The 25,697-nt window shown below is 69.9% G+C and carries 23 protein-coding genes; 5 read left to right on the forward strand and 18 right to left on the reverse strand.

What is annotated here, in order from left to right:
* The 15 genes from efp to aspS form a co-directional block, all read right to left on the reverse strand.
* Positions 1-520, reverse strand: a 520-nt coding sequence (efp, locus tag GXZ33_RS12290) for an elongation factor P (protein WP_291341504.1), incomplete at its 3' end; no start/stop codon positions are given.
* Positions 521-591: 71 nt separating this feature from the next.
* A complete protein-coding gene (locus GXZ33_RS12295; RefSeq protein ID WP_291341505.1) occupies positions 592-1,683 on the reverse strand; it encodes an aminopeptidase P family protein in 1,092 nt (363 codons plus the stop codon).
* A 41-nt stretch (positions 1,684-1,724) separates the two neighbouring features.
* Positions 1,725-2,156 (reverse strand): type II 3-dehydroquinate dehydratase, encoded by a 432-nt coding sequence (aroQ, locus tag GXZ33_RS12300; protein WP_291341507.1) that lies wholly within the window; start codon positions 2,154-2,156, stop codon positions 1,725-1,727.
* A gap of 4 nt (positions 2,157-2,160) precedes the next feature.
* Positions 2,161-3,240, reverse strand: a complete 1,080-nt coding sequence (gene aroB, locus GXZ33_RS12305) for a 3-dehydroquinate synthase (RefSeq protein ID WP_291341508.1) — start codon at positions 3,238-3,240, stop codon at positions 2,161-2,163.
* Positions 3,241-3,267: 27 nt separating this feature from the next.
* Entirely contained in the window at positions 3,268-3,822 is a 555-nt protein-coding gene (locus GXZ33_RS12310; protein WP_291341511.1) for a shikimate kinase, read from the reverse strand.
* Positions 3,823-5,043 carry a chorismate synthase gene (gene aroC, locus GXZ33_RS12315; protein ID WP_291341512.1) on the reverse strand — a complete coding sequence of 407 codons (1,221 nt, stop codon included), beginning with the start codon at positions 5,041-5,043 and terminating at the stop codon, positions 3,823-3,825.
* A 12-nt stretch (positions 5,044-5,055) separates the two neighbouring features.
* Positions 5,056-5,481 carry an A24 family peptidase gene (locus GXZ33_RS12320; protein ID WP_291341513.1) on the reverse strand — a complete coding sequence of 142 codons (426 nt, stop codon included), beginning with the start codon at positions 5,479-5,481 and terminating at the stop codon, positions 5,056-5,058.
* Positions 5,482-5,491: 10 nt separating this feature from the next.
* Positions 5,492-6,334: a shikimate dehydrogenase gene (locus tag GXZ33_RS12325; protein WP_291341515.1), complete on the reverse strand. Its 843-nt coding sequence runs from the start codon at positions 6,332-6,334 to the stop codon at positions 5,492-5,494.
* Positions 6,331-7,530, reverse strand: coding sequence for an endolytic transglycosylase MltG (gene mltG / locus GXZ33_RS12330; RefSeq protein WP_291341517.1), 1,200 nt, complete (start codon positions 7,528-7,530; stop codon positions 6,331-6,333). The genes GXZ33_RS12325 and mltG overlap by 4 nt, the downstream gene beginning before the upstream one ends.
* A complete protein-coding gene (ruvX, locus tag GXZ33_RS12335; RefSeq protein WP_291341519.1) occupies positions 7,527-8,039 on the reverse strand; it encodes a Holliday junction resolvase RuvX in 513 nt (170 codons plus the stop codon). Before ruvX ends, mltG begins: the two co-directional genes overlap by 4 nt.
* 179 nt (positions 8,040-8,218) lie before the next feature.
* Positions 8,219-10,885 (reverse strand): alanine--tRNA ligase, encoded by a 2,667-nt coding sequence (gene alaS / locus GXZ33_RS12340; protein WP_291341521.1) that lies wholly within the window; start codon positions 10,883-10,885, stop codon positions 8,219-8,221.
* A gap of 219 nt (positions 10,886-11,104) precedes the next feature.
* A complete protein-coding gene (locus GXZ33_RS12345) occupies positions 11,105-11,503 on the reverse strand; it encodes a hypothetical protein (protein WP_291341523.1) in 399 nt (132 codons plus the stop codon).
* A gap of 54 nt (positions 11,504-11,557) precedes the next feature.
* Positions 11,558-12,868 (reverse strand): replication-associated recombination protein A, encoded by a 1,311-nt coding sequence (locus tag GXZ33_RS12350; protein WP_291341543.1) that lies wholly within the window; start codon positions 12,866-12,868, stop codon positions 11,558-11,560.
* Positions 12,869-12,909: 41 nt separating this feature from the next.
* A complete protein-coding gene (locus GXZ33_RS12355; protein WP_291341525.1) occupies positions 12,910-14,142 on the reverse strand; it encodes a phosphotransferase in 1,233 nt (410 codons plus the stop codon).
* Between the two features lie 4 nt (positions 14,143-14,146).
* Entirely contained in the window at positions 14,147-15,940 is a 1,794-nt protein-coding gene (aspS, locus tag GXZ33_RS12360; protein ID WP_291341526.1) for an aspartate--tRNA ligase, read from the reverse strand.
* A 154-nt stretch (positions 15,941-16,094) separates the two neighbouring features.
* On the opposite strand from aspS, the gene GXZ33_RS12365 reads away from it, so the two are divergent.
* Positions 16,095-16,970 (forward strand): neutral zinc metallopeptidase, encoded by an 876-nt coding sequence (locus GXZ33_RS12365; protein ID WP_291341527.1) that lies wholly within the window; start codon positions 16,095-16,097, stop codon positions 16,968-16,970.
* A gap of 31 nt (positions 16,971-17,001) precedes the next feature.
* Here the strand turns inward: GXZ33_RS12365 and GXZ33_RS12370 are convergent, their stop codons facing one another.
* Both GXZ33_RS12370 and GXZ33_RS12375 read right to left on the reverse strand, forming a co-directional pair.
* Positions 17,002-19,077 (reverse strand): YhgE/Pip domain-containing protein, encoded by a 2,076-nt coding sequence (locus GXZ33_RS12370; protein WP_291341529.1) that lies wholly within the window; start codon positions 19,075-19,077, stop codon positions 17,002-17,004.
* Between the two features lies 1 nt (position 19,078).
* Entirely contained in the window at positions 19,079-19,741 is a 663-nt protein-coding gene (locus GXZ33_RS12375) for a hypothetical protein (RefSeq protein ID WP_291341531.1), read from the reverse strand.
* A gap of 85 nt (positions 19,742-19,826) precedes the next feature.
* On the opposite strand from GXZ33_RS12375, the gene GXZ33_RS12380 reads away from it, so the two are divergent.
* Positions 19,827-20,387 (forward strand): TetR/AcrR family transcriptional regulator, encoded by a 561-nt coding sequence (locus tag GXZ33_RS12380; RefSeq protein WP_291341533.1) that lies wholly within the window; start codon positions 19,827-19,829, stop codon positions 20,385-20,387.
* On the opposite strand, the gene GXZ33_RS12385 is transcribed toward GXZ33_RS12380, so the two are convergent.
* A complete protein-coding gene (locus tag GXZ33_RS12385; protein WP_291341535.1) occupies positions 20,338-23,004 on the reverse strand; it encodes an SNF2-related protein in 2,667 nt (888 codons plus the stop codon). The two genes, GXZ33_RS12380 and GXZ33_RS12385, sit on opposite strands and share 50 nt — an antisense overlap.
* Before the next feature lie 29 nt (positions 23,005-23,033).
* Here GXZ33_RS12385 and GXZ33_RS12390 point away from each other — a divergent pair, with 29 nt between their 5' ends.
* From GXZ33_RS12390 to GXZ33_RS12400, 3 genes are all read left to right on the forward strand, one after another.
* On the forward strand, positions 23,034-23,768 hold the full coding sequence (locus tag GXZ33_RS12390; protein ID WP_291341537.1) for a CBS domain-containing protein: 735 nt from the start codon (positions 23,034-23,036) through the stop codon (positions 23,766-23,768).
* Between the two features lie 88 nt (positions 23,769-23,856).
* Complete coding sequence (locus GXZ33_RS12395; protein ID WP_291341539.1) at positions 23,857-24,984, forward strand: LLM class flavin-dependent oxidoreductase; 1,128 nt, start codon at positions 23,857-23,859, stop codon at positions 24,982-24,984.
* Complete coding sequence (locus GXZ33_RS12400; RefSeq protein ID WP_291341541.1) at positions 24,984-25,646, forward strand: FMN reductase; 663 nt, start codon at positions 24,984-24,986, stop codon at positions 25,644-25,646. The genes GXZ33_RS12395 and GXZ33_RS12400 overlap by 1 nt, the downstream gene beginning before the upstream one ends.
* The last annotated feature ends 51 nt before the right edge of the window (positions 25,647-25,697 follow it).

Genomic DNA, 25,697 nt, shown 5'->3' on the forward strand with positions numbered 1-25,697 from the left:
CCTTGACGACGTTGCCGGTCTCCAGGAACAGCGGAACCTGGATCTCGGCGCCGGACTCGAGGGTGGCCGGCTTGGTGCCGCCGGTGGAGCGGTCGCCCTGCAGGCCCGGCTCGGTGTGGGTGATCTCGAGGTCGACGGAGATCGGCAGCTCGGCGAAGAGCGGCTCGCCCTCGTGGAAGGACACCTGGACCTGCATGTTCTCCAGCAGGAACTGGGCGGCCTCTCCGAACTTGTCCTCGGACAGCTCGACCTGCTCGAAGTTCTTGTCGTCCATGACGACGTAGGAGGAGCCGTCGTTGTACAGGTAGGTCATGTCACGACGGTCGACGGTGGCGGTCTCGACCTTGACGCCGGCGTTCCAGGTCTTGTCGACGTTCTTGCCCGTCAGGACGTCCCTGAGCTTGGTGCGCACGAAGGCGGGGCCCTTGCCCGGCTTCACGTGCTGGAACTCGACGATCTGCTGGAGCTTGCCGTCGACCTTGAGCACAAGGCCGTTCTTGAAATCGGCGGTGGTTGCCACGGAGTGTCTCCCTCGTAATAAATGTCCCGGTTAAATGACCTAATCAGACTACACCACCGGCGACAACGGCCCTAGACGATGCGCAGTTCCTTGCTGGCCGGGGTGATGATGCGGGCCGGTCCCTGGGTGACGAGGATCGTGTCCTCGATGCGCACGCCACCGCGGCCCGGGACGTAGATGCCGGGCTCGATGGTCAGCGTCATGTGCTCGGCCAGCGACCCCTCGCCGGTCTGCGCGGCCCACGGGCCCTCGTGCACCTCGAGGCCGATGCCGTGGCCGGTGGAGTGGACGAAGTACTCGCCGTAGCCGGCCTCCTCGATGACGGAACGGGCGGCCGCGTCGACGTCGACGAGCCGGGTGCCCGGGGTGGCGGCCTCGATGCCGGCGAGCTGGGCGCGGAGGACGACGTCGTAGACCTCGCGGGCGAAGTCGTCGGCCTCCCCCATGACGACGGTGCGGGTCATGTCGGAGTTGAAGCCGCGGGAGTGGGCGCCGAAGTCGAGGATGACCAGGTCACCGCGGCGCAGGATGCGGTCACCGGCGGTGTGGTGCGGCTTGGCGGAGTGCGGGCCGGAGGCGACGATGGTGTCGAAGCTGGGGCGCTCCGCCCCGAGGCGGCGCATGCGGTGCTCGAGGTCGGCGGCGATGTCCCGCTCGCTGCGGCCGACGGCCAGTTCACCGGCGGCGATGAGGTCGTCGAAGGCCTGGGAGGCGAGCTCCGCGACCTCGACGAGGCGCAGGCGCTCGGTGTTGTCCTTGGTCAGGCGGATCTCCTCGATGACGCCGGTGACCGGCACCAGGGTGACGTCCTCGTTGCAGGCCTCCTGGAGACGCTCCAGCTCGGCGACGGTGACGTGGGAGGCCTCGAAGCCGACGCGGCGCGGTCCCTCGATGCGGCGCAGCAGGGCGAGGGCGGACTGGCGCTCGATGACGGCCTCGATGTCCGGGACCTCCTCCGCGATCTGCGTGGTGTACCGGCCGTCGGTGCCGATCTCCGCGGTGAGGTCCTTCGCCAGGACGAGGGCGCCCTGGGAGCCGGAGAAACCGGAGAGGTACCGGACGTGGTTGAGGTTGGTCACCAGCATCTCGTCGATGCGCATGCCCGCCAGCCGCGCCGAGAGTGTGCGACGTCGGGTGAGGAATCGGGTGTCCGCGTATGCCATGTGGCCCTCCTGCAAGGTCGTGGTTTTCGTTCCCCACAACACTAGCGCTTCGCGACGGCCTCCAGCGCGAGCAGGTAACCGTGCGTGCCGAGTCCGGCGATGACACCCCGGGCGATCGCCGAGAGGTAGGAGTGCTGACGGAAGGGCTCCCGTGCGTGCACGTTGGAGATGTGCACCTCGATGAAGCCGGCGCCGTCGGCGACCTCGGCCAGGGCGTCGCGCAGTGCGACGGAGGTGTGGGTGAAGCCGCCGGGGTTGATGATCACGGGCCAGCCGGCGTCGGCAGCCTCGTGCACCCAGTCGATGAGGTCGCCCTCGTGGTTGGACTGGCGGCAGTCGACGTCGACGCCGAGTTCGGCGGCCCGCTCACGGATCTGCTTCTCGACGTCCGCGAGCGTCGTCGAACCGTACACCTCCGGCTGCCGCTTCCCGAGGCGGTTGAGGTTGGGGCCGTTGAGGACCAGGACGTGCACGGCGCTACTCCCCGGCGCCGGAGACGGCGTCGTAGGCGGCCTCGAGCTCGTCCGTCGACGGTCCCTCGAGGCGGGTGGTCTCGCCGACGCCGGTGAGAGCGACGAAACGGATGTGGCCGTCCCGGTTCTTCTTGTCGCGGGTCATCGCGGCGTAGAGGTCCCCGAAGTGGCCGGCCGGGTAGGTGGTCGGCAGGCCGATGGACTGCAGGATCCGCTCGTGGCGGGCGACCAGGTCGGCGTCGATGAGCCCCCGCGCGTGGGAGAGCCGGGCGATGAACATCATGCCGACGGCGACGGCGTGGCCGTGGCGCCAGCGGTAGTTCTCGCGCAGTTCGACGGCGTGGCCGAAGGTGTGGCCGTAGTTGAGGATCTCGCGCAGGCCGGACTCCTTGAGGTCCTGGCCCACGACGTCCGCCTTGACCTGCACGGAACGGGCGATGAGCTCGGGGAGGTGGCCGTCGGCACGCAGGCAGGCGACAGGGTCGTCCTCGTAGCGCTCGAGGATGACCGGGTCGGCGATGAAGCCGGTCTTGATGATCTCCGCGGAGCCGGCGATGAGCTCGTCCATCGGCAGGGTGGCCAGGCGGTCGAGGTCGATGAACACGGCGGTCGGCTCATGGAACGCGCCGACGAGGTTCTTGCCGGCGGCGGTGTTGATGCCGGTCTTGCCGCCGACGGCGGCGTCGACCATGGCCAGCAGCGTGGTCGGCACCTGGATGACCCGGATGCCGCGCATCCAGGCGGCGGCGACGTAGCCGGCGAGGTCCGTGACGGCTCCGCCGCCGAGACCGACGATGGCGTCACCGCGGCTGAAGGTCTCCTCCCCCAGACGGTCCCACAGGGCGCCGGCGACCTCGAGGGACTTGCCCTCCTCGGCGTCGGGCACCTCGACGAGGACGGTCTCCAGGCCCCGCTCCGTGAGGGCCGCACCGAGCTTCTCGGCGGGTGCCACCAGGGTCGGCTGGTGGATGACCATGACCTTGGCGGCCCCGGTGGCGGCGGCGCAGTCGGCGACGGCGGCGTCGAGGTCGTGGTCGATGGTGACCTCGTAGGGGGCGGGTCCGTTGACCTTGATGATCGTCACGTGGGAAGTCCTTACTGTGGCGGGCGTCTACAGGGTGTCGAGGAAGCCGAGGATGTCGGCGACGGACTGCTGCGGGGCCCGTCCGTCGGTGCGGACCCGGAAGTCCGCCACCTCATGGTAGAGCGGTGCGCGCTGCTCCAGCAGGTTGCGGTAGTGCGCGGCGGGGTCCTCGGAGGCGAGGACGGGGCGGGTGGCCTCATGCGCGGTGCGGCGCACGCCCTCCTCGACGGAGACGTCGATCCACACGACGCAGTGGCCGGCGAGCAGCTCCCGGGTGGAGTCGGTGAGCACCGCTCCCCCGCCGAGGCTCACGACGCCGCCGGTGGTCAGCGCGTGCGCGACATGACGGGCCTCGAGCTCACGGAAGGCGGGCTCGCCGAGGTCGCTGAAGACGTCACCGCAGGAGCGGCCGGTCTCCTCCTCGATGAGCTGGTCGGAGTCGACCAGCGGGAGGGACAGGGCGCGTGCCAGGCGGCGGCCGATGGTCGACTTGCCGGCACCGGGCGGGCCGACGAGGACGACCTTGGGGCGGGTGTGGCAGACGGCGGCGCTGAGGTCCGGGGTGATCTCCGGGGTGGTCACCTAGGCCTCCCCGTCGTCCTGGAAGCGGAGTCGCTCGTCGACGTACGCCTGGTACGCCTCGATGTTGCGGCGGGTCTCCGCGAGGGAGTCCCCGCCGAACTTCTGCAGGACGGCGCGGGCGAGGACGAGGGTGACCATCGCCTCGGCGACGACGCCGGCGGCCGGGACGGCGCAGACGTCGGAACGCTGGTGGATGCCGGTCGCGGCGGAGCCGTCGGCCATGTCGACGGTCTTGAGCGCGCGCGGGACGGTGGAGATGGGCTTCATGGCGGCGCGGACGCGGAGGGTCTGGCCGTTGGTCATGCCGCCCTCCAGGCCGCCGGCGCGGTTGGTCAGGCGGTCGACGCCGTCGTCGGTGCGCACCATCTCGTCGTGGGCCTCGCTGCCGCGGCGGCGGGCCTCCTCGAAGCCGTCACCGACCTCGACGCCCTTGATGGCCTGGATGCCCATGAGGGCGGCGGCCAGCTGCGCGTCGAGGCGGTCGTCGCCGGAGACGTGCGAGCCCAGGCCGATGGGCAGGCCCTCGACCACGACCTCGACGATGCCGCCGAGGGTGTCACCGGCCTTCTTGGCGGCCTCGATCTCGGCGATCATGGACTCCTCCGCGGCCTTGTCGAAGGCGCGCACCGGAGACTCGTCGATGGCCTCCAGATCGGCGAAGGTCGGCTCGGGGCCGGTGTAGGCCTCGGAACGGCCGATGGAGATGACGTGGCTGAGCACCTCGACGCCGAGGGTTTCACGCAGGAAGTTGCGGGCGACGGTGGCGGCGGCGACACGCGCGGCGGTCTCGCGGGCGGAGGAACGCTCGAGGATCGGGCGGGCCTCGTCGTGGTCGTACTTGATCATGCCGGCGAAGTCGGCGTGTCCCGGACGCGGGCGGGTCAGCTTGGCACCCCGGCCGGAGGTCATCGCGGCGGCGACCTCCTCGTCCTCCATGTCGAGCGGGTCGGCGGACATGATGGTCGTCCACTTGGGCCACTCGGTGTTGCCGATCATGATCGCGATCGGGCTGCCGAGCGTCTTACCGTGGCGGATGCCGGTGAGCAGGGTGAGTTCATCGGCCTCGAACTTCATGCGCGCGCCACGGCCGTAGCCGAGGCGACGGCGGGCGAGCTGCCAGGAGATCTCTTCCCGGGTCACGGAGACACCGGCGGGCATGTGTTCAAGCAGGGCAATCAGGGCCTGACCGTGGGATTCCCCTGCTGTAGTCCATCGAAGCATGCCGACAGTATCTCATGAGTGGCAAGTCACACCGGCCATGACTCCCGAAACGACGGCGATCAGCGCCCCCACCAGCATGGACGGCCCGTGCGGCACGACCTTCACCCGCGTGACGACGCCCCTTCCCACCGACACCGCGGACGCCGTCAGCACCGCGAGGATCACCGCCCCCACGCCGCCTGCGGCGGCGGCCAGGGTGCCGAGGCTCAGGGCGAGTTTCACGTCCCCGCCGCCGATGCCGCGGCCGGGCACGTGGAGCGCGGCCCAGGCCACTCCCCCGAGGGCGACGGCCGGTTCCGTGAGCAGGGCACCCGCCAGCGCCCCGAGCGCGGCGGGCAGGGTGAGGAGGTCGGGCAGGTGGTGCCGGCGTTCGTCGGCAAGCACCAGCGCCACGGCCCACCCGACGATGACCGTGGCGGCTCCCCCGAGCACCCACATGCCCCGCAGACTACTGCAGGGAGGCCTCCAGCGCGCGCCGCATGGCGGCCCGCGGGGCGGGACGCCCGGTGAACTGCTCGAACTGGCCGTAGGCCTGGTGGGCGAGCATGACGTGCCCGCCGACGGTCAGGTGGCCGTTCGCGGCGGCCGCGACCGTCAGCGGGGTGGGCCAGGGCTCGTAGATGACGTCGAGGATCGGGGCGTGCGCGAGCGCCTGCTCATGCCCCTCGACGGCCGCGGAGGGCACCGTGGAGACGATGACCTCGGCGTCCGCGGCAGCGGCCCGCAGATCGGTGTCGAAGCCCCGGAAACGGAACTCCACGCCGAAGGGCTCCAGGAGCGGTGCCAGCTCGGCGCTGCGGTCGGAACGGTTGATGACCGTGATGTCATCGACCCCCGCGTTCGCCAGCGCCCACAGGGCCGGACGGGCGGTGCCGCCGCCACCGATGACCAGGGCGCGGCGGGTGCCGTCCAGACGCTCCCCCAGCAGCTCACCGAGGGCGCCGGAGATGCCGTCGCAGTCGGTGTTGTCGGCGCGCCACCCCGCGTCCGTGCGGACCAGGGTGTTGGCGGAGCCGATCTGACGGGCCCGTTCGGTGACTTCGTCAGCGAACTCCAGCGCCGCGAACTTGGCGGGCATGGTCACCGAGAAGCCCCGGTAGGTGTCGTCGGCCTCCCCGACGATGCGGGGCAGGTCCTCGGCGGTGCACTCGATGCGGGTGTAGTCCCAGTCGGCCATGCCGAGGTCCTCGTAGCCGGCGTTGTGCAGGATCGGCGAGCGGGAGTGCTCGATGGGCGAACCGAGCACCGCCGCGCGGTGCCGGATGTCGGTGGCGGGGAGTGGATGGCTCATCGGTTCGTGTCCAGGACGCCGGATTCCAGGGCCTGCTGCACGTCGGCGAGGTGCTCCTCGAAGGTGTCGTTGAACACCGTCGTGCCGTCCTGGTCGACGGTGACGAAGAAGAGCCAGTTGCCGTCCGCCGGGTTCTCCATGGCGGTGATGGCCTCCATGGAGGCCGCCGCGATCGGGGTCTCCGGCAGGCCGTCCTTGGCGTAGGTGTTCCACGGGGTGACCGTGGCGCGGTCCTCGTCGGTGGTGGCCACCTCGACGTCGGGCAGGCCGTAGTTGACGGTGGAGTCGAACTCGAGGCGCATCGGCTCCTCGAGACGGTTGAGGATCACGCGGGCGACCTTGTCGAAGTCACCCGCCGGGGCCTCACGCTCCACCAGCGACGCCGCGGTGAGCAGCTCGTACGGGGTCAGGTCGAGGGCGCGGGCCCGGTCGACGATGCCGGTGTCGTTGAACTGGCTGGCGGAACGGGTGATCAGGTCGGTGATGATGCCCTCGGCGTCGAGCTCCGGGTTGACCACGTACTGGCCCGGGACGATGAGACCCTCGAGCCGCTTGGGGTCGTTGCCGCGGGCGGCGACAGCCTCCCGGGCCCACTCCGGCACACCCAGGGCGACCGGGTCGGCGTTCGCGCCGACCTGCTCCAGCTCGGCGGCGGAGATGCAGTTGGAGGACCCCTCGGTGCAGGTCACGCGGGAGATCTGGGAGTAGATGCCCGGGCGGGTCTGGCCGCCGACCACGGTGACGTCGAGAAGCGTCGAACCACCGTGGATGTCGAGGAGCTCCACGCGGTTGGCCGGATCGAGCAGGGCCTGGACCGCGGAGGCCGCGGACATCTCACCCTGCAGGCGGTAGAAGCCCGGCTGGATGTTGGCTGCGTCGGGGTTGTTGGCGGCGGCGGTCTGGAAGGCGGAGTCCGTCTTGACGATGCCGCGCTCCTCCAGCTCCGGGCCGAGCTGCGACACCGAGGAACCCTCGGGGATCTCGACGAGCTGGTGCACGCCGTTGCCGGTGCCCCGGTAGTCACGGTCAGCCACCGTCTCGCCTCCCCCGGAGATCTGCACACCGATGTAGATGACGGCGCCGATGATCAGCACCAGCGAGGCGATGAGCACGGCCAGACCACGCTGGCGGCGCTTCACGTACTTCGGATCCATGCGACGGCCACCACGGCCGCGCTGCTGGGTGCTAGTGGTCATGGATGCAGCTCCTGTGGGTTGTCGGCAGCTCGCGCGTCGAGCCAGGACTGGAGGATCTCCACCGCGGCCGCCTGGTCGATGACCTTGCGGCCCGCCTTCTCGGAGACACCGGAGGCGCGGAGCGCAGCGGTCGCGGCGACCGTGGTCAGCCGCTCATCGGCCATCCGCACGGGGATGGACAGACCAGCGTTGCTCATACGGCGGTGGAGACGGAAGGCGATCTCCTTCGCATGCTTCACGCTCACCGAACCGTGCCCCTTGAGGGTGCGCGGCAGGCCCACGACGACCTCGACGGCCTCATACTCGTCGATGATCTCCAGGAGACGGTCGATGTCCCCCTTGTCGCGGTCCCGGAACCCGGTCTCCCGGGCGACGGTCTCCACGGGCATCGCCAGCCTGGCGTCACGGTCGGACACGGCCACGCCGATGCGCACGGTCCCCACGTCGAGACCGATGCGGCGCCCGGGACCGGGATCGTCGGCGCCGGGGGTGTCCGGGGTGACCTTCATGGGGAGACGGTGACCTTTCGTGGAGTGGTTGCGTGGTGCGCCTTAAACGTATCCGCCCTCACAACGATGACATGACATGAACCCCGGCGTGTCTCCGGACCATCCCCGGGGTCACCCCCAGGAAGGTCCCCGGGAAATCACAGCGGACACCCGGGGAACCGGGAAAATCCCGGAGCTTCCTAGAGCGCGGAGAGCTCCTCGCGCACGGCGCGGAAACCGGCGTCCAGGCCCTCGGCGTTCGCGCCGGAGCCCTGCGCCATGTCCGGCTTGCCGCCGCCGCGGCCGTCGACGTAACCCGACAGCAGCTTGACCAGGTCGCCGGACTTCACGCCCGCCTCGATGGCCTCCTTGGTGGCACCGACGATGAACGGCACCTTGCCGCCGTCCGCGGAGGCGAGGACCACCACGCCCGGCTTGCCGGCCAGGCGGCCGCGCAGGTCGGTGGCCACGGTGCGCAGGTCACCGCCGGAGATGCCGTCCGGCAGGCGGTGGGTGAGCACGGTGAACTTCCCGGCCTCGACGGCCTGGTCCAGCAGGACCCCGGTCTGGGAGGCCAGCTGCTGGCGGTGCAGGTTGGCGATCTCCTTCTCGGCGGCGCGCAGCTTCTCGGTCAGGGCGGCGATGCGCTCCGGCAGCTCCTCGGACGGGGCCTTGAGGGAGGCGGCCAGGCCGGAGGCCAGGGCGGCCTCCTTGGACAGGTGGCGGAAGGAGTCCATGCCGGAGTAGGCCTCGATGCGGCGGGCACCGGAACCGACGGAGGACTCACCCAGGACGGCGACGGGGCCGATCTGGGAGGTGTGCTCGGTGTGGGTGCCACCGCACAGCTCGACGGAGAACGGGCCGCCGATCTCGACGACGCGGACCTCGTTGCCGTAGTTCTCACCGAACAGGGCCATGGCGCCCATCTTCTTGGCCTCGTCGAGGGTGGTCTCGATGGTGTTGACCGGGAAGTCGGCGTCGACGGCCTGGTTGGCGATCGTGGAGATCTCCTCCAGCTGCTCCGGGGTGAGCTGCTCGGTGTAGTTGAAGTCGAAGCGCAGGTAGCCCGGGCGGTTGAGGGAACCGGCCTGGACGGCGGTGGGGCCGAGCACCTCACGCAGGGCGGCGTGGATGAGGTGGGTGCCGGTGTGCGCCTGGCGGGCGCCGTGGCGCCAGGCCTCGTCGACCTCGGCGCTGACGCGCTGGCCGAGCTCGATGCCGCCGGCGGTGACACGGGCCTTGTGGACCCAGAGCTTCTTGCCGATCTTCTGGACGTCGTTGACCTCCAGGATCGTGCCCTCGGAGACCAGCCGACCGCGGTCGGCGGTCTGGCCGCCGGACTCGGCGTACAGCGGGGAGACGTCGAGGATGACCTCGACGTCATCGCCCTCGACCGCCTGGGTGACGGACTGGCCGTCGATGACCAGGCCGAGGACGGTGGCGTCGGCGGTGAGGTCGGAGAAACCGACGAACTCGGTCGGGTTGTTGTCCACCCATTCGCGGTAGACGGACACGTCGGCGTGGCCGTGCTTCTTGGCCAGGTTGTCGGCCTTGGCGCGGGCCCGCTGCTCGCTCATGGCGGCCTCGAAGCCGGCGACGTCGACCTCCAGGCCGGCCTCGGCGGCCATCTCCAGGGTGAGGTCGATGGGGAAACCGTAGGTGTCGTGCAGGGTGAAGGCGTCCTCGCCGGAGAACTGGGTGATGCCCTGCTCCTTGATGGCGGAGGCGGCCTCGTCGAAACGGTGGGTGCCGGACTCCAGGGTCTTGAGGAAGGCGCGCTCCTCGGCGACGGCGGTGCGGATGATGCGCTCGCGGTTCTCGGCGATCTCCGGATAGGACGGGGTCATGGTGTCCATGATCACGGTCATGAAACGCTCCATTGTCTCACCGGTGGCGCCGAGCAGACGGGCGGAACGGATGATGCGGCGCAGCAGGCGACGCAGGATGTAGCCGCGGCCCTCGTTGGAGGGGGTGACGCCGTCGAGGATGAGCATCATGCCGGTGCGCGAGTGGTCGGCGATGACGCGGAAACGGATGGCGTCCTGACCGTCGCCCTGGTACTTCGAGCCGGTGATCTCCTCGGCGGCGTCGATGACCGGGCGCAGGAGGTCGGTCTCGTAGACGTTGTCCACACCCTGCAGCAGGCAGGCGACACGCTCGACGCCCATGCCGGTGTCGATGTTCTTCTTCGGCAGGTCGCCGATGATCTCGAAGGAGTCCGGGCCGGTGCTCTGGCCACGCTCCTTCTCCATGAAGACCAGGTTCCAGATCTCCAGGTAACGGGAGTCGTCGACCGCCGGGCCGCCCTCCTGGCCGTACTCGGGGCCACGGTCGAAGTAGATCTCCGAGCAGGGGCCGCACGGGCCGGGCACACCCATGTGCCAGTAGTTGTCGGCCATGCCGAGGCGCTGGATGCGCTCCGCCGGGACGCCGACGACGTTCTCCCAGATGCCGGCCGCCTCATCGTCGTCAAGGTAGACGGTGACCCACAGCTTCTCCGGGTCGAGGCCGTAACCACCCTCGGACACCGGGTTGGTCAGCAGCGCCCAGGCGTGCTTGATGGCGCCTTCCTTGAAGTACTGGCCGAAAGAGAAGTTGCCGGCCATCTGGAAGAAGGTGTTGTGGCGGGTGGTGATACCCACCTCCTCGATGTCCAGGGTGCGCACGCACTTCTGGATGGAGGTGGCCGTGCCGTTGGGGAACGGCGGGTTCTGCTCGCCCAGGAAGTAGGGCTTGAAGGGCACCATGCCCGCGTTGACGAACAGCAGGTCCGGGTCCTCGAGAATCAGCGACGCGCTGGGCACGGCCTCGTGACCGGCGTCGACGAAGTGCTGGGTGAAACGCTCCCGGATCTCATGGGTCTGCACGCGGGGTGTCCTTTCCTAGGGCAGCTTTATGACAGCGCCTTACTCTACCCCCTCCCCACATCAGATACCGGAGCGGCCCTGACTCAGTGTCTCCAGCTCCTCCCCGTCCACCGGACGGAGGACAGTCGCGCCCGCGGGCAGGACCCGGGACCGGTCCGGCCGGGTGGCCGGAGGCCGCGGGTTCCTCCACACTCCCGCGGACTGCCCGGGCACGCCCCCCTACGGGCGGCGCACCATGAATCCGAGCTGGCCGACGTAGAGGTGGTCGCCCTCGAGGTGGAAGCCCAGTTCGGTGCTGCCGTCGCAGTTGTTGCCCATGCTCGGCTTGGAGCGGAGGTGGTCGAGGAAGGCCTCGACGTTGTCGCAGGGGACCCGGATCCAGAACCCCTGGTCGCAGCTGCGGTACACCTCCTGGATGTCCGGTGGGAACCACGGATTCTCGCGCCAGCCTTCGAGGGAGGGCCCTTCCCGCGCGAAATCGCGGGCGGCCTCGGTCTGTCGCACGGACCCGGTCGGGTAGATACGCCGGATTTCGGCGAGGTAATGGGTGGCGAGTGCGGCGAGATCCGGGTATCGGCTGCACCCCGGGGCGCTGGGGTTACGGTGTGCTGTTCTCATATACCCAGCCTAATGGACTTTCTGCGGCAAGTTATCTGTTTCGCCGAAAGTCCCTCAGCGCCCACGTACAATGCGCCGCAGCCGGCCGATGTAGTCGGCGATGCGTTTCTCCGCGCCGTGCGGTTTCGGGTCGTAGTAGACGGCGTCCGACAGCTCCTCCGGCAGGTACTGCTGCGACACCACTCCGCGGGGGTCGTCGTGCGGGTAGACGTAGCCCACGGCGTGACCGAGTTTCTTCGCGCCCTCGTAATGGCCGTCGCGCAGGTGCGGGGGCACGTGCCCGATCCGCCCCTCGCGGATGTCCTGCTGCGCGCGGTTGATCGCCTCGTAGACGGCGTTCGACTTCGGGGCCGTCGCCAGATGGACCGTCGCCTGCGCCAACGCCAGGCGGGCCTCCGGCAGGCCGATGAGCGCCACGGCCTGCGCCGCCGCCACCGCCGTCTGCAGGGCGGTGGGGTCGGCCATCGCGATCTCCTCGCTGGCGGCGATGACCAGGCGGCGGGCGATGAACCGCGGGTCCTCCCCCGCCTCGATCATCCGCGCCAGGTAGTGCAGCGCGGCGTCCACGTCGGAGCCGCGGATGGACTTGATGAAGGCGCTGACCACGTCATAGTGCTGGTCCCCGTCGCGGTCGTAGCGCACGACAGCCCGGTTGACGTTGTCACGGATCACCTCCACGCTTATCGACGCCCCGTCAGCCACCGCCTCCGCGGCGGCCTCCAGGTAGGTCAGGGCGCGGCGGGCGTCGCCGCCCGCGAGGAGGACGAGCTGCTCAAGGGCGTCGTCGTCGATACGCACGCGGCCGGCGAGTCCCCGCTCATCGCTGAGTGCGCGGGTGAGGACGTCGCGCACGGCGGCGTCGTCAAGCGGCTTCAACTGGAGCAGCAGTGACCTCGACAGCAACGGCGCCACCACGGAGAACGAGGGGTTCTCGGTGGTCGCGGCGACGAGCAGGACCGTGCGGTTCTCCACGGCCGCGAGCAGCGCGTCCTGCTGCGTCTTGGAGAAGCGGTGGACCTCGTCGATGAACAGGACGGTGCGCTGACCGTGGATGAGGTCGCGGCGGGCGCGGTCGATGACCTCGCGGACCTGCTTCACGCCCGAGTTGAGCGCGGACAGGCCCACGAAGTTCTGGTGGGTGGCCGTCGAGATGAGCGACGCGATCGTCGTCTTGCCCGTGCCCGGCGGCCCGTAGAGGATCACCGAGGCCTCGCCGGAACCCTCGATGAGCCGGCGGAGGGGACGTCCGGGGCCGAGCAGATGCTGCTGCCCGGCGACCTCGTCGAGGGTGCGCGGACGCATCCGCGCCGCGAGCGGGGCGTGATCCCCCACGCGGAAGAAGTCGGAGCCGTGGCTCTCCTCCACGGGCCCGTCGCCGAAGAGTGCGTCCTGTCCCACCGGCTCCCCTAGCGGACCGGCAGCCCCGGCTCGGCGACCCGGTCGGCGATGCCCTGGCTGAACGCGGCGATGACGCCGTAGGACGGGTCCGTGCCGCGGGCGGCGTAGCGGGCCAGCGCCTCGAAGGTCTCGAAGATGTCGCGGCGCACGACGACCTCCTCGGCCGTGAACGGGCCGTGGGAGGCCGGACGCAGCAGATCGGTGACACCCTCGACGGTGTTCGGATCGATGTGCTGGTCCTGCTCCTCCGCCTCGTGCAGGACCGCGACGGCGGCCGACATCGAGCCGAAGTGCAGCAGCGCCACACTCGACAGTGCCCAGCCCAGCAGGGCGGCCATGATGCGCGAGTGCAGGTGCGCCTCGTTCTTCACGTTCGGCCACAGACGGTCGACCTCGTGGGACCAGGCGTCGACGAACACGTCGGCCTCGTCGTCGGAGATCGGGTGGCTGAACAGGAACTGCGGGAACCCGGCGATGACGCACGCCAGGTCGAAGGACACGTCCCGGAAACCGGCCCACTCGTAGTCGAGGAAGTGGGTGGTCTCCGCGACGATGATGTTGTCCGGCGACAGGTCGAAGGGTGTGAACGCCCGGTGGTGCGCCGAGAGCAGACGGGTGCGGCCGTCCTCGGCGAACTGGCTCACCAGGTCCGGGATCTCGATGCCGGCGCTGCGCAGCAGCTCCTCACCGATCTGGATGGACTGGATGAGGGCCGCGTCACGGAGCTGCTGGATCTCGGAGGACTCCGGGTGATTCCGCAGCATGCGCGTGAACAGGATGTTGTAGTCCTGCTCCCGCTCCGCCGTGCCGGCGTGCATGCGGCCCAGGGCGGTGCCCAGGTTGCGCAGGATGGAGACCCGACGCTCCGGGTCCTTGAGCTCCAGCAGATCGGCGAAGGTGTCGCCGTCGCCGGAGTCCGTGAGCACGATGATGCGCTTGTCCACGTCGTACGCCAGCATCACCGGGCCGGGGCGCACCTCCTCGCTCAGCGAGGTGGTGAACTGGTAAGAGACGATCTCCCGGACGAGGGCGGCGTCATCCAGCCGGTTGCCAGACTCGGGGACGAACTTGAGGATGACGGAGCGCTGCTGCAGGAACGGCGACGCCGCGACACGTGCGCGGAGTACCACCGCGCTGCCGGATCCACTGAGCTGCGTCACGTCGGTCAGCTTCTGCGTACCTCCGAAACGCCGCGAGAGCAGGTCCTCGGCGATGTCGACGATGTCGGCGTGTTTCAGCATTGCTTTAAGCCTTCTCACCCTTCTTGGCCGGCTTGGCGTCGATGCCCGCCTCCTTGCGCTGCTGCGCGGTGATCGGGGCCGGGGCCTCGGTCAGCGGGTCGACGCCGCCACCGGACTTCGGGAAGGCGATGACGTCACGGATGGAGTCGAAGCCGCCGAGCAGGGAGACGATGCGGTCCCAGCCGAAGGCGATGCCGCCGTGCGGCGGGGCACCGAAGGCGAAGGCGTCGAGAAGGAAGCCGAACTTGTCCTGCGCCTCCTCCGGGGCAATGCCCATGACGTTGAAGACACGCTCCTGGACGTCACGCTCGTGGATACGGATCGAACCGCCGCCGATCTCGTTGCCGTTGCACACGATGTCGTAGGCGTAGGCCGTGGCCTCGCCCGGGTTCTCGTCGAAGGTGTCCTTCCACTCCGGCTTCGGGGAGGTGAAGGCGTGGTGGACGGCGGTCCAGGCGGAGGAGCCCAGGGCGACGTCACCGGAGGCGGTGGCGTCGGCGGCCGGCTCGAACAGCGGGGCGTCGACGACCCAGGTGAAGGCCCAGTCGCCCTCCTTGATGAGGCCGAGCTTCTCGGCGATCTCACCGCGGGCGGCCCCGAGCAGCGCGCGGGAGGACTTGGCGTCGCCGGCGGCGAAGAAGATGCAGTCGCCCGGCTTCGCGCCGACGTGCTCGGCGATGCCGGCACGCTCCTCGTCGGTGATGTTCTTGGCGACGGGGCCACCCAGCTCGCCGTCCTCACCCACGAGGATGTAGGCGAGGCCCTTGGCACCGCGCTGCTTCGCCCACTCCTGCCAGCCGTCGAGCTGACGGCGCGGCTGGGAGGCACCACCCTCCATGACGACGGCACCGACGTAGTCGTTCTTGAACACGCGGAAGGTGGTGTCCTGGAAGAACTCGGTGCACTCGGTGATCTCGATGTCGAAGCGCAGGTCCGGCTTGTCGGAGCCGAAGCGGCGCATGGACTCGGCGTAGGTGATGCGCGGGATCGGGGTGGTGATCTCGTAGCCGATGAGCTTCCACAGCTCGACCAGGATCTCCTCGGCCAGGGCGATGACGTCGTCCTGGTCGACGAAGCTCATCTCGACGTCCAGCTGGGTGAACTCCGGCTGACGGTCGGCGCGGAAGTCCTCGTCGCGGTAGCAGCGGGCGATCTGGTAGTAGCGCTCCATGCCGGCGACCATGAGCAGCTGCTTGAACAGCTGCGGGGACTGCGGCAGGGCGTAGAAGGAGCCCGGCTTCAGGCGTGCCGGCACCAGGAAGTCACGCGCGCCCTCCGGGGTGGAGCGGGTCAGCGTCGGGGTCTCGATCTCGGTGAAGTCGTGGTTGTCCAGGACGCGGCGGGCCGCCTGGTTCGCCTGGGAACGCAGACGCAGGGCCTGTGCCTGACGGTCGCGGCGCAGGTCCAGGTAGCGGTACTTGAGGCGGGTCTCCTCGCCGACCTCGCCGCCCTGGGAGGAGTCATCGATCTGGAACGGCAGGGCCGCCGCCTCGTTGAGGACGGTGAGCTCGGTGACGTTGAGTTCGATGTCACCGGAGGCCAGGTTCGGGTTCTCGGAGCCCTCCGGGCGCGGCTCGACGACGCCGGTCACCTGGATGCAGTACTCGGAACGCAGGTCGTGGGCGCGCTCGGCGACGTCGGACTCGCGGAAGACGACCTGGGCGAGGCCCGAGCGGTCACGCAGGTCAATGAAGATGACTCCTCCGTGGTCGCGACGACGGGCCACCCAGCCCGTCAGGGTCACGGTCTGGCCAGCGGTTTCTTTGCGGAGGTCGCCCGCGAGGTGAGTGCGCAGCACGTTCGTTCTACGTCCTTCCAGGATGTGTCACAGAAATGGTCGGGAACTGCCCCCGCTCGGCGGGCAGTCGTGTTCTCCGGGGAAGTGTACCCCGCCCCGAAACCGACCCGCCCACTCCCCCACGGGCACGTGTGATCTATGGCATTATCAACACATGACATTCCGTAAAGACGCCAACGTCACCGGTGGTCGCCGAGCCACCACGGGCGGAAGTGGCGGACGCATCGCCGCCGGCGGCGGTATCGGCTCCCTCCTGCTGATCGGGCTCTTCCTGCTGATGGGCGGAAACCCCTCCGACATCGGCGGAATGCTCGGTGGCGGCCAGTCCGCCGGCGGACCCGAGAGCACCCTCGAGCACTGCCGGACACCCGAGGACGGAAACACGCACGCGGACTGCCGCGTCGACTACACCGCCCAGTCGGTGGACCAGATGTGGGCGACGATGCTGCCTGAGCAGGCCGGCATCGAGTACCAGGAGCCGGGCCGCGTGGTGTTCACCAACGTGGTCTCCTCCGGCTGCGGCCAGGCCACCTCGGCCACCGGCCCCTTCTACTGCCCGGCCGACCAGTCGGCCTATTTCGACGTGTCCTTCTTCGAGCAGCTCAACCGCATCGGCGGCACCAACTCCCCGCTGGCGCAGATGTACATCGTGGCCCATGAGTTCGGCCACCACATCCAGCAGCTGGAGGGCACCCTGTCCCTGTCCAACTACAACGATCCCGGCGAGGACTCCAACGCCGTGAAGATCGAGCTGCAGGCCGACTGCTACGCCGGCATCTGGGTGGCCCACGCCGACAAGGGCGAGAACGCCATGCTCGAGCCGATCACCCGCGAGCAGGTCGCCGGAGCGATCGACACCGCGCGTGCCGTCGGCGACGACAACATCCAGAAGCGTTCCGGCGGCGAGGTCCGCCCGGACCTGTGGACCCACGGTTCCTCCGAGCAGCGCCAGAACGCCTTCCTCACCGGCTACAACGAGGGCACCATGGCCTCCTGCGACACTCTGGGCCGCGGAGTGTACCGCTCCTAGAACGCTTGTCGACGCCCCCTGCACCCCGAACTCACGGTGTGAGTTCGGGGTGCAGGTCTTTCGCCATGATGGTGCGGGCGCTGCGGGCGGCGAGGGAGGAGACGAGCCAGGCCCCGAGGCCGACGCCGAGGAGGACGAGCACGGCCTGCACGGCACGGGTGTCCGCGTCGCCCCATCCGCCGATGATGGCGTGGCGGAAGAGGTTGACGCTGAAGGTCATGGGGTCCCAGGTGTGCACCCACCGCAGGAAGGCGGGTTGCGTCTCCGCGGGGTAGAGCCCGCCGGAGGACACCAGCTGCAGCGCCATGAGGATGAGGTTGACCACGCGGCCGGCGGTGGCGCCCACGACGGCGTTGACCGCCTGGGTGACAGCGACGAACACCGCGGACACGCCCCACAGTGAGAACAGGAGCATGACGGGGTGGGCGACGTCGATACGGATGAGTCGGGTGAGTACCGTCCACACGAGCAGTGCCTGCCCGGTGCCGACCACCAGTCCGGGCAGGTAGCTGGCCAGGACTGCCCGGAAGGGGGCCGTGCCGGAGTCGACGGCGCGGCGCTGCAGCGGGTGGAGCACCATCCACATGACGGTGGCCCCCATGAACATGGCCAGGCTGAGGAAGAAGGGGGCCAGGCCGGTGCCGAAGGTGGTCATGTCGTGGGCCGTCAGCTCCCGGCTGACGGGCTGTGCGGCGGAGCGGGAACCCGCGGTGAGGGCGTCCCCCTCCCAGCGCGGGACGTCGTCGGCGGCGCCGCGCAGGCGCAGGCTGAGTTCCCCGGCCCCGGTGTCGAGCTCCCCGAGCCCGCTGCTGAGCGCCCGGGAGCCGGTGTCCAGTTCCACCAGACCGTCACGCAGGGCGGAGGCCCCGACGGTGAGCTGGGTGGTGCCGGCGGCCAGCTGACTGGTGCCGTCAGCGAGTGTGCGGGTGCCGATGACCAGTTCAGCCGAGCCGTCCTTGAGCTGACGCAGCCCGGTGGCCAGCTCCTGCGAGGCGGCCGCGGCGCCGTCCATGCCGGAGCGGTACTGCGAGACGGGGTCGGACAGTTGCGTGGCGATCTCCCGGGCACCCTCCTGCAGGGCCGTGAGCTGCTCCGCGAGCCCCGGGTTGAGCCCCTGCTCCCGGACCTGGGCGGCGGCCTGGTCGACCTGGTCGGCCAGCCCGACGGCTGCGGGAAGGCCTGACTGACGCAGCTGGGTGGACAGCGTGACCAACGGCGCGAGCACGCTGTCCTGCAGCGCGGTGGCCCGGGCTGCGACGTCACCCACGGCATCGACACCCGCAGAGACCTGTACGGCCCCCGAGGCGAGTCGGTCGGTGGCGGCCTGCAGCTGCCCGAGACCGTCAGCGAGACGGTCGGAGCCGTCGGCGGCGGTGGCCAGGCCGTCGTCGAGACGCCGGGCACCCTCCGCGAGGCGGACGGCACCGTCGGCGGCCTCACCGGCCCCCTGCCCGAGGCGGGTGGAACCGTCCGCCAGTTCACCGGCGCCGGCACGCGCCTGCCCGCTGCCTGCGGCCAGCTGTGCGGAGCCGTCCGCGGCGCTGCCCGTCCCCTCCGCCAACTGTCCGGCACCGTCGGCGGCCTCGTCCAGGCCCTCCCCGATCGTGCCGTAGCCGACGAGGAGGCGGCCCGTGATCTCCTCACCGAGCCGGGTGTTGATCTCCTCGAGCATGAGGGTGGTGATCTGGTTGCCCAGCACCGTCGGGATGAGGCCGTTGGTGTTGTTGAACACCACGTTGAGTGTGGCCTGCTCCGGGGCCCCGGACTCGAGGCTGGCGACGGCGGTGCTGAAGTTCCGCGGGATCTCCACGGCGAAGTAGTAGCTGCCGTCGGAGACCCCGTCGGTGGCCTCCTCCGCGGAGAGGAGGTGGAGGTCGACGGCGTCGGCGTCGACAAGCGATTCGGCGACCTCGCGTCCGATCTCGCCCTCGTCGGAGTTGACCAGGGCGACCGGGAGACGGTCGAGGTGGCCGACCGGGTCCTGGTAGGCCCAGACGAACAGTCCTCCGAAGATGAGCGGCAGGCACATGATCACCGCCAGGGCCAGCGGCGGGAGGGTGTCGCGGCGGAAGCGGCGCAGTTCGGTGCCGATGCGCAGGGCCGACATGTCAGGCCACGTCCTTTCTGTCGGGGGTGAGCGTGATGTGGCGGTCGGCGGCGTCCTCCGCGGCCGGGTTGACCGTGGAGACCACCACGGGGAGCGTGTCGCTCAGGGGGCGGAGGCGGGCGAGCATCCGGTCGCGCAGCTCGAGGGAGCGCAGCTGGTCGATGTCGTCGATGATCAGCGCGGAGGCCTGCTCCCGGGCGAGCAGCGCCAGCATGATGCGCAGGGCGAAGCGCTCGGAGACGGGCAGGTGCTGCACCGGGGTGCGGGGGTCGGGGTCGAGGTCGAGTTGTTCGCAGAGGGCGGCCACCCGGGCGTCGGAGAAGACGTCGCGCGGGGTCGGCCGCCAGAAGGGGCGCGACCAGGCGAGCTGTTCACGCACGACGTCGCGCACGGGTACGAGGCGTTCGAGGCTGTCGACGGGGGTGGCGCCGGCGAGCGCCACCCGGGGGAACAGGTCACGGGGTGTGGTGGCGTCACCGAGGTGGACGCTGCCGCCCTGCGCTTTCCGACGCCCCGCCAACGTCAGGCTCAGCGCCGTGGCGTAGTTCTCCCGCGCGGTGTGCAGGAGGGTGAGTCCGGGTCCGGTGGTGAAGGTCCACGGTCCGCCGGTCTGGTGCTCCCCCACGGTGAGGTCGACGGTGCGGAGGAAATCCACGGTGGTCACGTCCTTGTCGCTAAGCGGAGGATTGACTATCACCTCTGGAGCGCTATAGCTCTCCCCGGAAGCACAATTGTCAAGGAGGCACCACATGCGAGCCGATGCCCTGGTACGACGTCGCCTGCTCATCGACGCCGCGACCGAGCTCTTCCGCACGACCAACCCCGCGGAGGTCACCCTCGAGGCGGTGGCGAAGAAGGCCGGCGTGGGGATCGCGACGCTCTACCGCAACTTCGCCGACCGCGAGGAACTCATGGTCGAGTGCGCCGCCTCCGCCCTCCGCCGGGCCGTCACCATCGCGCAGCAGGCCCTCGCCGACTTCGACGCCGACCCGGCGGCCGCCTGGGAGGGATTCGTGCGCGGCCTCGTCGACCTCGGCGTCGGCCCCCTCGTCCCCGCCCTGGCTCCTGAGCACCTGACCGAACTGCCCCCGACGGTCAGCACCGTCCGCGATGAACTGGCCTCCGCCACCTCCGACCTGCTCGGCCACGCGCAGCAGGCCGGGCTCGCGGACCCCATGCTCAGCGGGGCACAGTTCATGGCCCAGCTCATCGTGATCACCCGCCCCCCGATCAGCGGCGTGCTCGACCTCGACCCGCAGGTCACTGACCGTCTGGTGACGGCCCTGCTGCTTCCCCCTCGGGACCGCTGAAGCCCAGACGCTCCCGCTCCGCCCGGATGATCGCCTCGGCGAGCTGCCCCTCGGTGACGTCCACGGCGTCGTCCACCTGCGCGGACTCGGAGGGGCGCGCGTAGGCGTCGAAAAGCTGTGTCTTGCCGGCGAGCATCTCGACCATGCGCTCGTCGACGGTGTCGTCGCCGATGAGCCGGTGCACCAGCACCGTGGAGGTCTGGCCCATGCGGTGGGCGCGGGCGATGGCCTGGGCCTCGATCGAGGGCTTGACCTGGGGCTCCACGAGGATGACCACGGAGGCGGCCTGGATGTTGAGGCCCGTACCCCCGGCGGTGATCTGGGAGATGAGGACGGAACCGGCGGGTGCCTCCGCGAGGCCGTCGATGAGCGCCTGCCGCGCAGCGGGCGACACCTGCCCCGAGAGCCGCCCGACGACGCGCTCCCCCAGTTCCGACTCCAGGCGGTCGAGCACGTCGAGGAAGTAGGTGAAGATGAGCACCCGGCGGTCGGCGTCGGCGGCCTCCTCGACGATCTCACGGATGCGCTCCAGCTTCGCCGGGACCGCGTCCGGGGTGGTCATGGCGGCGCGGCGCATGGCCATGAAGTTCCCGGCGCGCACGGTCTCCGCGTAGTGCCGTGCATCGGCCGGGGTGAGGTCGATCCAGTCGGTCTGTTCGAGGCGTTCGGGGAGTTCGTCAAGGACATCGGCTTGATTACGGCGTAGATAGGCCGGGGCGATGTGTCGGCGGAAGTCCGCCGCCTGCATCGTCTCCATGCCCGTGGTGAGCAGGTCCGGGGCGACGAAACCCACGAGGGTGGCGAACTCCGCGACGCGGTTCTCCAGGGGTGTGCCGGAGAGCAGCAGGGCGTGGGAGGCGGCGTCGATGATCCGGCGCACCGCCTTCGTGCGGCCGGTGGAGGGGTTCTTGATCATGTGGGCCTCGTCGACGACGACGAAGTCAGGGTGGCGCAGCTGCGTGGTGCGTGCGCCGTCGTAGGTGAGCAGGCAGATGCCGCCGGTCTCCTCCCAGGCGCGGACGGCGTCTACGCGGTCGGTGCCGTGGGCGCGGTAGACGGGCAGGTCGGTGAAGCGGCGGGACTCGCGTTCCCAGTTGGTCATCACCGACGCCGGGCACACCACCAGGGTGTGCCGTTTCCCCTCGGCGTAGAGGTGGGCGGCGGCGGCCAGCGCCTGGATGGTCTTGCCCAGGCCCATGTCGTCGCCGAGGATGACCTTCTGCTGCACGAGCGTGAAGCGGGCCCCGAAGGACTGGTAGCCGCGCAGGTGCAGGTCGGTCAGGTGCGTCTGGTCGAGGCGGAGGGCGCGGATGCGTTCGAGGACGTCGGCCGCCAGGTCCTCGCCGCCCTCGACCTCCAGGTCGAGCAGCGTGGCCAGCAGCGCCTGGTAATGGGCGGGCCGGCTGAGGTAGTCGGCCCAGGTGTCGCCGGAGAGCTCCACCGGGCGGGCCGGGGCGAGGATGTCGGGGTGGACGTGGGCCCAGTCGATGTCGTCGGTGAATTCGCGCCACTCGGCCGATCCGGAAGCCACCACCACGTCCCACAACCCACCGGTGGCGGGGATCCTCTCCGCGTGGGCGAGGATGCGGCGGCGCCGGGCCCGCTGGATCTCGTCGAGGACGTTGATCTGGTCGAACTGCGCCAGCAGCCGGACCAGGCCTGTCGCGGCGTGGGTGGGGGTGTCTCCGATGCCGGTGGTGTGCGTGCCGACGGCCTCCTGCCGCAGCGTCTCAGCCGCCGCCCGCAGGCGGCGGGCGGTCTTCGCACCGATGCCGGGCACCTGGGTGAGGCGGCCGGTGGGGGTGGCGAGGATGTCGGCGACGGTGAACACGCCGATGCCGTCGAGTCCGGCGAAACGCAGGCGCTCGTTGGTGGCGGTCTTCAGGGCGTCGACGGGCAGCTGCCGCAGGAGGATCTCCGTCCGCTCAGCGGTGAGGGCGGTGAGCAGGTCCTCGGCCTGCCGGCGCAGGGCGGGTTCGGAGTGCGGGTCGGCCGCCAGGTCCCGCGCCCGGGCCAGCACGTCCGCCTGCCGTCCGGCGTCATGCTGCAGCAGTGTCCAGCCCGGCGCGCCGAGGGCCTTCTTCACACTCTCCCGCGCTGCCGCCAGCAGGTGCTCGGGTGTGCCGTGGCTCCCCGGGTGGAGGTGCACTCCGCGGGCCTGGATCTGGTTCGCCCGTCCGGCGATCTCCAGGTAGGTGCGGATGTCCTGGTCCAGCGCCCGGAAGGAGTGGTCGTGGAGTCGCATCTGCAGGTCGGAGGCGGCCTCCCGGGCCTGGGCCAGCCGGGTCCCGCCGAACAGTCTTCCGAGAAGGCCCGGCGCAGCCCCCTGTGCGCGGCTCCGCAGGGGGCCGAGGACCGCGGCGGCCGCCAGGTACTGCCGGATGCGTCCCCAGGAGTTGGGCAGGCGGTCGAGTTCCACGGAGGAGTGGAAGCCGGCGGGCCAGGTGACCGCCCCCGGTGGAAGGAGGTGGCAGGTCTCCCCCAGCGTGACGGTGCCGCTGGTGTCGGGGGTCAGCCGTGGGGCGTCGATGTGCCGGGCCGCCAGTGTGGCGCGGTGCAGGACCTCGTCGGCCTCCCGGAGGAGGGTGTCGAGGTCGGTGCGGGTGAAGTCAGCCATGGGTCTCATCTTCTCACTACCCTGAAAGTGTGAATGAGCAGACATCTACCAACCGCGCCATCCCCTTCCTGGCGGCCTTCAATGACATCGAGGCCCATCTGCGGGGGCTGCTGAACGCGAAGAAGACCGACAACTTCCGCTGGATGGTGGATCAGGCGGTGCGTCGCCACCTGATCTCCGAGGATCATGCGGGTGACCTCAAGGAGTTCGCGGAGCTCCGTAACGCGATCAGCCACGGGCGGTACACCGAGGACATGCGGCCGATCGCGGAGCCGTTGGAGGAGACGGTGCGGGACATCGAGAAGATCCGTGACATCCTGCGTGACCCGCCGACGGCGCTGGGGGTGCTCGGTCATCATGAGGTGCGTACCATCGCCCCGGACGACGACATCCGTGAGGCGCTGCGGATCATCCGGTCGACGACGATCTCGCAGCTGCCCATCTACGACGCCGGTCGGTGCATCGGCATCCTGACGACCAACACCATCGCCCGGTGGGTGGCGGCCGACCTGGACGACAACGACCATCTCGACGCCCGCACGATCTCCGAGGTCCTCGACTGGGCCGAGGACGAGGACCGGGCGTTGTTCCTCCCCCGGGACGTGCTGGCGCAGGAGGCCATCGACGCTCTGACGACGCCGAAGAAGGACGGGTCGATGCCGCGGGCGGCGATCATCACCGAGCACGGCAGGAAGGACCAGCGTCCGATCCGCGTCATCGGTGGTTCGGACATCGCCGTCCTCATGGAGGCTGTGGCCACGTGACCGGCGTCATGAGGTCCCACCTTGACACGATGTTGACATGTCACCTACAGTGGCCTCATTAGCGAAACACACTAGGAGAAACCACACCATGCAGTTCGGCATCTTCACCATCGGCGACGTCACCACGGACCCGACCAACGGCCAGACCCCCACCGAGAACGAGCGGATCAAGGCGACCGTCGCGATCGCCAGGAAGGCCGAGGAGGTGGGCCTGGACGTCTTCGCCACCGGCGAGCACCACAACCCGCCCTTCGTCGCCCCCGCCAACCCGCCGGTCCTGCTGGCCAACATCGCCGCCCAGACCGAGAAGCTCATCCTCTCCACCGCGACGACCCTCATCACCACCAACGACCCGGTGCGACTCGCCGAGGACTACGCCTACCTCCAGCACCTGGCCGACGGCCGCGTCGACCTCATGATGGGCCGCGGCAACACCGGCCCCGTCTACCCGTGGTTCGGTCAGGACATCCGCCAGGGCATCCCGCTGGCGATCGAGAACTACCACCTCCTGCGCCGCCTGTGGCGTGAGCCCGTGGTCAACTGGCAGGGACAGTTCCGTACCCCGCTGCAGGGCTTCACCTCCACCCCGGCACCGCTGGACGACGTCCCGCCGTTCGTCTGGCACGGCTCCATCCGCTCCGTGCAGATCGCCGAGCAGGCCGCGTTCTACGGTGACGGCTTCTTCCACAACAACATCTTCTGGAACAAGGAGCACACCGCGAAGATGGTGGACATCTACCGTCGCCGCTACGAGCAGTACGGCCACGGCCGGGCCGACCAGGCCATCGTCGGACTCGGCGGCCAGACCTTCATCGGTGAGACGGAGCAGGCGGCGAAGGACTTCTTCCGCCCCTACTTCGACAACGCCCCGGTCTACGGCCACGGCCCGTCACTGGAGGAGTTCACCGACATGACCCCGCTGACGGTGGGCACCGTCGAGCAGGTCATCGACCGCACCATGGAGTTCGCCGACTGGGTCGGTGACTACCAGCGCCAGCTCTTCCTCGTCGACCACGCCGGCCTGCCGCTCGAGGTGGTCCTGGACCAGATCGAGATCCTGGGCACCCAGGTCGTCCCGGAGCTGCGCCGCCGCATGGAGGCCCGCCGCCCGGACCACGTCCCCTCCGACCCGCCGACCCACGCCTCCCTCAAGGAGAACCGCAACTCCCCGCACTTCCTGGTCACCCCGGGCGAGTCCGCCGAGGAGGCCAAGTAATGCGTACCCTGACCGTCATCTCCGCCGGACTGGGCATCCCGTCGACCACCCGCCAGGTCGCCGACCAGATCGCCTCCGCCGCCTCGGCCGCGGTCTCCGCGCGTGGTGAGAACCTGCAGATCCAGGTCATCGAACTGCGCGAACTGGTCAACGACCTCGGCCAGGTGCTCACCACCGGCATGTCCTCCCCCGCCCTCGACGAGGCGAAGGAGATGGTCTCCGCCTCCGACGGCCTCGTCGTGGCCACCCCGGTGTTCAAGGCCAGCTACTCGGGTCTGTTCAAGACGTTCTTCGACGTCCTCGACCAGGACGCCCTCAACGGCATGCCCGTCATCATCGCGGCCACCGCCGGCACCGCCCGCCACTCCCTGGTCCTCGACTACGCGATCCGCCCGCTGCTGACCTACATGCGTGCCTTCGTCGTCCCCACCGGCATCTTCGCCGCCACCGACGACTTCGGCTCCGAGGAGGGATCGCTTCTCGACGCCCGCGTCAACCGCGCCGCCGCCGAGCTCGCCGACCAGATGGTCGCCTCCGCCAGCGTCGGCGGCCTGGGCGGGGTCACCTCCGCCGGCCAGGCGACCCGCCGTCGCACCGGCGTGGACCCCGCCGAGAACCTCGTCCCGTTCTCCCAGCTGCTGCAGGGCCACGACGGAATGTGAGCCACCCGTTCAGCATCGACGGCGGCCCGTCATCGTCCCCCACCGTGGGTC

Source organism: Corynebacterium sp., from assembly GCF_012838985.1.
Lineage (GTDB): Bacteria > Actinomycetota > Actinomycetes > Mycobacteriales > Mycobacteriaceae > Corynebacterium.

Bases quoted from the DNA above. Each gene is read 5' to 3' on its own strand.
- GXZ33_RS12295 (WP_291341505.1), bottom strand. From the start codon at position 1,683: ATGGCATACGCGGACACCCGATTCCTCACCCGACGTCGCACACTCTCG.
- GXZ33_RS12365 (WP_291341527.1), top strand. From the start codon at position 16,095: ATGACATTCCGTAAAGACGCCAACGTCACCGGTGGTCGCCGAGCCACC.
- GXZ33_RS12400 (WP_291341541.1), top strand. From the start codon at position 24,984: ATGCGTACCCTGACCGTCATCTCCGCCGGACTGGGCATCCCGTCGACC.
- GXZ33_RS12385 (WP_291341535.1), bottom strand. From the start codon at position 23,004: ATGGCTGACTTCACCCGCACCGACCTCGACACCCTCCTCCGGGAGGCC.
- GXZ33_RS12355 (WP_291341525.1), bottom strand. From the start codon at position 14,142: ATGCTGAAACACGCCGACATCGTCGACATCGCCGAGGACCTGCTCTCG.
- aroC (WP_291341512.1), bottom strand. From the start codon at position 5,043: ATGCTTCGATGGACTACAGCAGGGGAATCCCACGGTCAGGCCCTGATT.
- GXZ33_RS12325 (WP_291341515.1), bottom strand. From the start codon at position 6,334: ATGAGCCATCCACTCCCCGCCACCGACATCCGGCACCGCGCGGCGGTG.
- GXZ33_RS12370 (WP_291341529.1), bottom strand. From the start codon at position 19,077: ATGTCGGCCCTGCGCATCGGCACCGAACTGCGCCGCTTCCGCCGCGAC.
- mltG (WP_291341517.1), bottom strand. From the start codon at position 7,530: ATGACCACTAGCACCCAGCAGCGCGGCCGTGGTGGCCGTCGCATGGAT.
- GXZ33_RS12380 (WP_291341533.1), top strand. From the start codon at position 19,827: ATGCGAGCCGATGCCCTGGTACGACGTCGCCTGCTCATCGACGCCGCG.
- GXZ33_RS12395 (WP_291341539.1), top strand. From the start codon at position 23,857: ATGCAGTTCGGCATCTTCACCATCGGCGACGTCACCACGGACCCGACC.
- GXZ33_RS12345 (WP_291341523.1), bottom strand. From the start codon at position 11,503: ATGAGAACAGCACACCGTAACCCCAGCGCCCCGGGGTGCAGCCGATAC.
- ruvX (WP_291341519.1), bottom strand. From the start codon at position 8,039: ATGAAGGTCACCCCGGACACCCCCGGCGCCGACGATCCCGGTCCCGGG.
- GXZ33_RS12320 (WP_291341513.1), bottom strand. From the start codon at position 5,481: ATGTGGGTGCTCGGGGGAGCCGCCACGGTCATCGTCGGGTGGGCCGTG.